This is a genomic window from Kitasatospora cystarginea, from assembly GCF_039533515.1.
GTDB lineage: Bacteria > Actinomycetota > Actinomycetes > Streptomycetales > Streptomycetaceae > Kitasatospora > Kitasatospora cystarginea.
In genome coordinates this window covers 1-8,976 of the sequence record NZ_BAAATR010000092.1, presented here as the reverse complement: position 1 = coordinate 8,976, position 8,976 = coordinate 1, and the positions used below count along the sequence as shown (strand labels likewise).

2 protein-coding genes are annotated in these 8,976 nt (G+C 74.2%); both read right to left on the bottom strand.

Annotated elements, in window-relative coordinates:
* Positions 1–6,562 (bottom strand): type I polyketide synthase (locus ABD369_RS39460; RefSeq protein WP_344641472.1); only part of this gene is annotated, 6,562 nt, incomplete at its 3' end.
* A 75-nt stretch (positions 6,563–6,637) separates the two neighbouring features.
* Positions 6,638–8,976 (bottom strand): SDR family NAD(P)-dependent oxidoreductase (locus ABD369_RS39455; protein WP_344641471.1); only part of this gene is annotated, 2,339 nt, incomplete at its 5' end.

The window sequence follows — 8,976 nt, the reverse complement described above, 5'->3', positions numbered from 1 at the left end:
GTACCGCGGCATCCGCCAGCGACAACACCCCGGCCACGTGCGCCGCGGCCAGCTCACCGATCGAGTGACCCGCCAGGAAGTCAGGACGCACACCCCACGACTCCAGCAGCCGGAACAGCGCCACCTCCACCGCGAAGATCGCCGGCTGGGTGTACTCGGTCCGGTCCAGCCGCCCCTCGCCGTCCGCGACCAGCATCACCTCGCGCAGCGGACACTCCAGGTACCGGTCCAGCTCCGCGCACACGGCGTCCATCGCCTCCGCGAACGCCGGGTACGTCTCGTACAACTCAGCTCCCATGCCCTGCCGCTGACTGCCCTGACCGGTGAACAGGAAGGCGGACCTGCCGCCCGCGGCCGAGCCCTGGACCACGTTCGCACCGGGGTTTGCCGAGGCCAACCCCTGTACACCCCCCGCAAACCCCTCATCGTCGGCGGCCACCACCACTGCGCGGTGCTCCAGCACCGAACGCGTCGTGGCCAGCGAGTACGCCAGGTCGAGCAGCCCGTGCGGGGTGCCGGCCTCGGCCTTCCAGGGGGCCAGTCGGCTCGCCTGCGCCCGCAGCGCCTCCTCGCTGCGGGCCGAAATCAGCAGCGGCAGGACGGTCCGGCCGGCGGGCCGACGCGGCTCGGTGGGCCGGGTGGGCGCCTGCTCCAGGACGACGTGGGCGTTGGTGCCGCTCATTCCGAAGGACGACACGCCGGACCGGCGCGGACGTCCGGTCTCCGGCCAGGCGGTGGCTTCGGTGAGCAGTTCGACCGCACCCGCGGACCAGTCGACCTGGGCGGACGGCTCGTCGATGTGCAGGCTCTGCGGGAGTACGCCGTGCTGCATGGCGAGCACCATCTTGATGACGCCCGCGACGCCGGCGGCCGCCTGGGTGTGGCCGATGTTCGACTTCACCGAACCGAGCCGGAGCGGACGGTCCTCAGGCCGGTCCTGGCCGTAGGTGGCGATCAGCGCCTGGGCCTCGATCGGATCGCCCAGTGCGGTGCCGGTGCCGTGTGCCTCGACCGCGTCGACCTGGTCGGCCGTCAGCCCGGCACTGGCCAGCGCCTGGCGGATCACGCGCTGCTGGGACGGGCCGTTGGGGGCGGTGAGGCCGTTGGACGCGCCGTCCTGGTTGACGGCGCTGCCGCGCACGACGGCCAGCACCGGGTGCCCGTTGCGCTCGGCGTCGCAGAGCCGCTCCACCAGCAGCATGCCGACACCCTCGCCCCAGCCGGTGCCGTCGGCGGCGGCGGCGAAGGGCTTGCAGCGGCCGTCCGCCGCGAGACCGCGCTGGCGGCTGAACTCGATGAAGGCGCCCGGCGTGGACATCACGGTGACGCCGCCCGCCAGGGCCAGCGTGCACTCGCCGTTCCGCAGCGCCTGCACGGCGAGGTGCAGCGCGACCAGCGAGGAGGAGCAGGCGGTGTCCACGGTGACGGCCGGGCCCTCCAGCCCGAAGGTGTAGGAGAGGCGGCCCGACACCACGCTGGCCGCGGTCCCCGTGCCGAGCTGGCCCTCCAGTTCGTCCGGTGAGTTCGCCGCCAGGGTGAGGTAGTCCTGGCCGTTGGTGCCGACGAACACGCCGGCCTGGCTGCCGCGAAGGGCCTCCGGGTCGATGCCGGCCCGCTCGATGGCCTCCCAGGAGGTCTCCAGCAGCAGCCGCTGCTGCGGATCCATCGACAGGGCCTCGCGCGGCGAGATCCCGAAGAAGACCGGGTCGAACTCGGCTGCGTCGTGGAGGAATCCGCCCTCACGGGTGTAGGCGGTGTTGGCCTGCTCGGCGTCGCTGCTGTAGAGCGCCTCCAGGTCCCAGCCGCGGTCGGTCGGGAAGCCGGAGATCGCGTCCGTGCCCGTCGACAGCAGCTGCCACAGCTCCTCGGGCGTGGTGACCCCGCCCGGGAAGCGGCAGCTCATCGCGACGATCGCGATCGGCTCGTCCTCGGCACGATTGCCAGGTACCGGCAGCTCGGCCGCGGGCTCCTGACCGAAGAACTCCGTCCGCAGGTACTGGGACAGCGCGGTCGAGGTCGGGTAGTCGAACACCAGGGTGGTCGGGAGGCTCAGTCCGGTGACGGCGCCCAGCCGGTTGCGCAGTTCGACGGCGGTGAGCGAGTCGAAGCCCAGCTCGCGGAACGCCCGTCCCGCGTCCACCGCCTCTGGCGTGCCGTAGCCGAGGACGGCGGCGACCTCGGTGCGGACCAGGTTGAGCAGCACCGCGGCGCGGTCGGTCTCCGAGAGGCCGGCGAGGCGCTGCGCGAGGGGACTGCGCTCGGCGGACGCGTCGGAGGCCGGGGCGGCGAGGACTCGGCGGGCCTCGGGGATCTCGTCGAACAGGGTGGTGGCGCGGGGCGAGGCACCCGGGTCGGCCAGCAGCACCTCCCAGGCGATGTCGGCGACCGCGATCGCGGTGTCACCGTTCTCGAGTGCCTGCTGAAGGGCCGTGATCGCCGACTCGGCGGCCATCGGCGGGACGCCCTCGCGGCGCAGCCGCTCCTCGAGGGCGCGGTCGGCGGCCATGCCGCCCTGCGCCCACGGGCCCCAGGCGATGGAGGTGGCGGCGAGGCCGTCGGCCCGGCGCTGCTCGGCGAGGGCGTCCAGGAAGGCGTTGGCGGCGGCGTAGTTGCCCTGGCCCGCGTTGCCGATCGTGCCGGCGGTGGAGGAGAAGAGGACGAATGCGGAGAGGTCGAGCTCGGCGGTGAGTTCGTGCAGGTTGAGCGCCGCGTCCACCTTCGGACGGGCGACAGCGGCGAACCGCTCGGGCGTCAGGCTGTCCACCATGCCGTCGTCCAGCACGCCGGCGGTGTGGAACACGGCCGACACCTCGACGGACGCCAACAGTTCGGCCAGCGTGTCGCGGTCGGCCACGTCGCAGGCGGCCACCGTGACAGCAGCGCCCGACTCGGCCAGCTCGTCGCGCAGTTCGGCCGCACCGGGGGCGTCCAGGCCGCGGCGGCTGGTCAGCACCAGGTGCTCGGCACCGTTGCGCACCAGCCAGCGCGCGACCTCCGCGCCCAGGGCGCCGGTGCCACCGGTGACCAGGACGGGACCGGCCGGCTTCCAGTCGGCGGCGCCACCACGCGGGGCCCGTGCCAGGCGCCGGGCGTACACCCCCGAGGCGCGTACGGCGACCTGGTCCTCGGCCCCCGTGAGCACGTCGGCCAGTCGGCCGAGGGCGCGCTCGTCCAGCACCTCGGGCAGGTCGATCAGACCGCCCCAGCGCTCGGGGTGCTCCAGGGCCACCACCCGGCCCAGGCCCCAGGTCTGGGCCTGCGCCGGGCTGGTGAGCCGGTCACTGCGGCCGGTCGAGACCGCACCGCGCGTCACGCACCACAGCGGGGCGGCGATACCGGCGCCCCCCAGGGCCTGTACCAGGGTCGCGGTCGGCGCGGCGGTGCCGTGCTCGTCCAGGGTGAGCAGGGACAGCACGCCCGCGACCGCCGCACCGTCGGCGACGGCACCGCGCAGCTGCTCGGCCAGGGCGTCGCGACCGGCACCGGTCGGCTCGATTCGGCGGATCTCCGCACCGTGCTCGGTCAGCGTCCGGACCACGTCCGCCGCGACGGCGTCCTCGGCCGGTGCGACCACCAGCCACGTCCCCGAGGGCACGCCCGAGCCGGCGTCGGTGACCGGCTTCCAGGTCACCCGGTAGCGCCAGCCGTCCACCGTGGACTGCTGCCTGCTCTGCCGGCGCCAGGCCGAAAGGGCGGGCAGCAGCGCGCCCAGCTCGTCGCCGCCCTCGACCTGGAGGGTCTCGGCCAGGGCGTCCAGGTCCTCGCGCTCGACGGCCTCCCAGAAGCGGGCGTCCGCCTCGTCGGCCGGCGCGGCCGCGGCGGATCCGCTGCCCGACTCCAGCCAGTAGTGCCCCCGCTGGAAGGGGTAGGTCGGCAGGCCGACCCGGCTGGCGCCGCGGCCCGCGAAGAACGCCTCCCAGTCCAGGGCGGCACCGCGCGCATGCGCCTGGGCCAGGCCGATCGTCAGTGCCTCGGTCTCGGCGCGGCCGGCGCGCAGCAGCGGCACGAAAGCGGCGTCCTCGATCACGCACTCCTGGCCCATCGCGGAGAGCACCCCGTCCGGGCCCAACTCCACGTAGGTGCGGACGCCTTCGGCCTCCAGCGTGCGGATCGCGTCGTGGAAGCGGACCGCCTCGCGGACGTGGCGCACCCAGTACTCGGCGGTGCGGATCTCGTCCGTGATGTCACCGGTGAGCGTGGAGACGACCGGAATCTTCGGCTCACCGAAGGTCAGCCCCTCGGCGACGGTGCGGAACTCGGCGAGCATCGGCTCCATCAGCGGCGAGTGGAACGCGTGGCTGACGGTGAGCCGCTTGGTCTTGCGACCCTGGGCCTCCCAGTCCGCCGCCACCTCCAACACCGCGCGCTCGTCACCCGAAATCACCACCGAGGTGGGACCGTTGACCGCCGCGATCCCGAACTCCCCGGTCAGCAGCGGCCGCACCTCGCCCTCGCTCGCCTGGATCGCCACCATGACGCCGCCGGTCGGCAGTTGCTGCATCAGCCGGCCGCGGGCGGCCACCAGCAGCGCGGCATCCTCCAGCGAGAGCACTCCGGTGACGTGCGCGGCCGCCAGCTCACCGATCGAGTGGCCCGCCAGGAAGTCGGGACGCAGCCCCCAGGACTCCACCAGGCGGAACAGTGCCACCTCGATGGCGAACAGCGCGGGCTGCGTGTATGCGGTCTGGTCCAGCTCCTCACCCGCGAACATCAGCTCGCGCAGCGGACGCTCCAGGTGCCGGTCCAGCTCGGTGCAGACGGCGTCCAGGGTGGTGGCGAACGGCGGGAAGGTCTCGTACAGCTCCCGGCCCATGCCGGCCCGCTGGCTGCCCTGGCCGGTGAACAGGAAGGCCAGCGCGCCGTCGGCGACCGAGTCCGCGACCACGTACTGCGGTGCGCTCTCGCCCGAGGCCAGCGCCTGGAGGCCGCTGCGGAAGTCGGCCGGCTCGGCGGCGACGACCGCCGCGCGCTGCGGCAGTGCCGAGCGGGTGGTGGCCAGGGAGTAGCCGACGTCGGCCGGGCGGAGCCCGGGGTCGGCGGTGAGGCGGTCCAGCAGCTGCCGGGCCTGGGCGCGCAACGCGTCGGCGCCCTTGGCGGAGAGGAACCACGGGACGAGCGCCGTGTTCACGGTGGCGGTGTCGGCGTCCGTCTCCTCGGTGTCGTCGGCCTCCGGGACCGGGGGCGCCTGCTCCAGGATGGTGTGGGCGTTGGTGCCGCTGACGCCGAAGGACGAGGTGGCGGCGCGGCGGGGCTCGCCGGTCTCCGGCCACGGCCGGGCATCGGTGAGCAGTTCGACCGCGCCGACCGACCAGTCCACGTGCGGCGAGGGCTCGTCCACGTGCAGGGTCTTCGGCAGCACACCGTGCTGGAGCGCCAGCACCATCTTGATCACACCGGCAACACCGGCGGCCGCCTGGGTGTGGCCGATGTTGGACTTCAGCGAGCCGAGCCACAGCGGCTTCTCCGCCGGGCGCTCCCGCCCGTAGGTGGCGAGCAGCGCCTGCGCCTCGATCGGGTCGCCGAGCACCGTGCCGGTGCCGTGTGCCTCGACCACGTCGATCTGATCCGCCGTCAGCCTGGCGTCGGCCAGCGCCTGCCGGATCACCCGCTGCTGGGAGGGGCCGTTGGGGGCGGTCAGGCCGTTGGAGGCGCCGTCCTGGTTCACCGCGCTGCCGCGCACCACCGCGAGCACGGGGTGCCCGTTGCGGCGGGCGTCCGACAGGCGCTCGACCAGCAGCACCGCCACGCCCTCGGACCAGCCGGTGCCGTCCGCCGCCGCGGCGAAGGACTTGCACCGGCCGTCGGCCGCCAGCCCGCGCTGGCGGCTGAACTCGACGAAGACGTCCGGGGTGGCCATCACGGTCACACCGCCGACCAGTGCCTTGGTGCAGTCGCCGCGCCGGAGCGCCTGGCAGGCCCAGTGCAGGGCGACCAGCGAGGAGGAGCAGGCGGTGTCCAGGGTTGCGGCCGGGCCCTCCAGGCCCAGGGTGTAGGCGATCCGGCCGGAGAGCACGCTGGTCGCGTTGCCGGTCAGCAGCCGGCCCTCGACGCCCTCCGGCACCTCCTTGAGCTCCGAGCCGTAGCCCTGGTAGCTGCCGCCCACGTAGACACCGGTACGGCTGCCGCGCAGGGTGGCCGGGTCGATGCCCGCCCGCTCGCACACCTCCCAGGAGGCTTCGAGCAGCAGACGCTGCTGCGGGTCCATGGCCAGTGCCTCACGCGGCGAGATCCCGAAGAACTCGGGGTCGAACTCGGCCGCGTCGTGCAGGAATCCGCCACCGTCGGCGTAGAAGGTGCCCTGGTGGTCCGGGTCCGGGTGGTACAGGCCCTCGATGTTCCAGCCGCGGTCGGTGGGGAACGGCGAGATGGCGTCGGCCCCGGTGGAGACCAGCTGCCACAGGTCCTCGGGCGAGCGCACACCGCCGGGGAGGCGGCAGCTCATCGCCACGATCGCGATCGGCTCCTGCTCGGCCTCCTCGACCTCGCGCAGTCGGCGGTTGGCCCGGCGCAGCTCGGTGGTCATCCACTTGAGGTGGTCGAGGAGCTTCTTTTCGTCTGCCATCAGTGGGCTGCCTTCCGGGAGGCCTGGTCAGGTGCGGTCGTCACGCTGGTCGCGTGGTGGGTTGCGGTCGTCACGTCAGGACCTGCCGAATTCCTTGTTGATGATGTCGAAGAGGTCGTCTGCCGAGACGTCGTCCAGCTCGTCGTCGTCCTCGGTGCCGTCGGCGGAGCCGTCGACCGCGTTCCACTTCGAGAGGAGGGCCTGGAGTCGGGCCGTGACGCGGGCGCGTTCGGCGTGGTCGGGAGAGAGGGCGGAGAGCTTGCGGTCCAGCTCGTCGAGTTCGGCGAGCACCGGCGCGGTGTCGGCGGGACCGTCCCCGACCAGCTCCGCCCGCAGGTGCTCGGCCAGGGCGGTCGGGTTCGGGTAGTCGAACACCAGGCTGGCCGGCAGGCGCAGTCCGGCGGCCGCGTTCAGGCGGTTGCGCAGCTCGACCGCGGTGAGCGAGTCGAAGCCCAGCTCGTTGAAGGCCCGGCCGGCCTCGACCGCCGCGGCCCCGGCGTAGCCGAGGACGGCGGCGACCTCGGTGCGCACCAGGTCGAGCAGCGTGCGTCCCTGGTCGGCGGCGGCCAGGCCGCGCAGCCGCTCCTGGAACGCCGCCGCCCGGTCCTCGGTGCCCGCCTCGGCCGTGGCCTCCGCGAGCGCCTCGCGGACCTCGGGGAGCTCGGTGATCAGCGGACGGGGCCGCGCGGCGGCGAACGCCGGCGCGAACAGCTCCCAGTCGACATCGGCAACGGTCAGCGCGGTGTCGCGGAGGTCGAGGGCCTGCTGGAGCGCGGTGATCCCGAGCTCCGGTGCCATCACCCGCAGACCGCGTCGCCGCAGCTGCTCGGCAGCCACGTCGTCGGCTGCCATACCGATCTCGCCCCACGGGCCCCAGGCCACCGAGGTGGCCGCCAGCCCGGCCGCGCGGCGCTGCTCGGCCAGCGCGTCGAGGAAGGCGTTGGCCGCCGCGTAGCCGGTCTGGCCGCCGCTGCCCCACACCCCTGCGATCGAGGAGAAGAGCACGAAGGCGTCAAGCTCGGTGTCGCCGAGCGCGGCGTCCAGGTTGACCGCGCCGGAGACCTTGGCGTCCACGACCCGGGACAGCTCGGCCAGGTCGCTCTCCATCAGCGCGGTGTCCTGGGTGACGCCGGCCGCGTGCACCACCGCGCGCAGGGGGGTGGTCGGGTCGGTGGTGAGCCGCTTGACCAGCGTCTCCACCGCCGACCGGTCGGCCACGTCGCAGGCCTCCAGGGTGACCTGGACGCCCGACTCGACCAGCTCCGCGCGGAGTTCGGCCGCGCCCGGGGCGTCGGCGCCGCGGCGTCCGGTGAGCACCAGGTGCTCGGCACCGTTCCTGGCCAGCCAGCGTGCGACCTCGGCGCCCAGGGCACCGGTGCCACCCGTGATCAGGACGGTGCCGCGCGGCTTCCAGGCGGCGACGGCCGCCTGCGGCCTGGTGGCTCGGACCAGCCTGCGGACGAAGTGGCCGGAGCGGCGGAGTGCCAGCTGGTCCTCACCGTCGACTCCCGTGAGGGCACCGGTCAGGCGCGAGAGCACGCGCTCGTCCAGGGCCTCCGGGAGGTCGACCAGGCCGCCCCAGCGCTCGGGGTGCTCCAGGGCCACCGCTCGGCCCAGGCCCCAGGTCTGGGCCTGCGCCGGGCTGGTGAGCCGGTCACTGCGGCCGGTCGAGACCGCACCGCGCGTCACGCACCACAGCGGCGCTTCGGTCCCGGCGTCGCCCAGGGCCTGGGCGAGCAGCGCGGTCGCGGCGAGACCGGCCGACAGGGCCGGGTGCACCGGGTGCTCCTGCTCGTCCAGGGCCAGCAGCGACAGCACTCCGGTCGGCTCCGCCGTCTCCGCGTGCGCGGTGCGCAGGCTCTCGGCCAGTGCGTCACGGTCGCCGGCGGTGGTGTCGACGGTGATCCGTCGGAGCTCGACGCCGCTGTCGGCGAGAGTGCGGGCCACCTCGGACACCCAGCCGTCCTCGGCGTGCGTGGCCGGAACGGCCAGCAGCCAGGTGCCGGAGACGGTGGTGTGGTTCTCGGCGGCCGGCTTCCAGGTGACCTGGTAGCGCCAGCCGTCCACCACCGACTGCTCGCGCTGCTGGCGACGCCAGGCGGAGAGCACCGGCAGCACCGGCGACAGGGCGTTCAGCGGGGACTGCGCGTCCGTCGCGTCCAGGTCGAGGGTCGCGGCCAGGGCGGCGAGGTCCTCGCTCTCCACGGCCTCCCAGAACCGGGCGTCGGTCGAGTCCGGACCCGTGCCCGTGCCCGCCTGGTTGGTGGCGGCGGGCAGTGCCTCCGGCCAGTAGTGCTGGCGCTGGAAGGCGTAGGTGGGCAGGTCCACCCGGCGGGCGCCCTGGCCGGCGAAGACCGCCTGCCAGTCGACGCTCGCACCACGCACGTACGCCTGGGCGACGGCGGTGGTCAGCG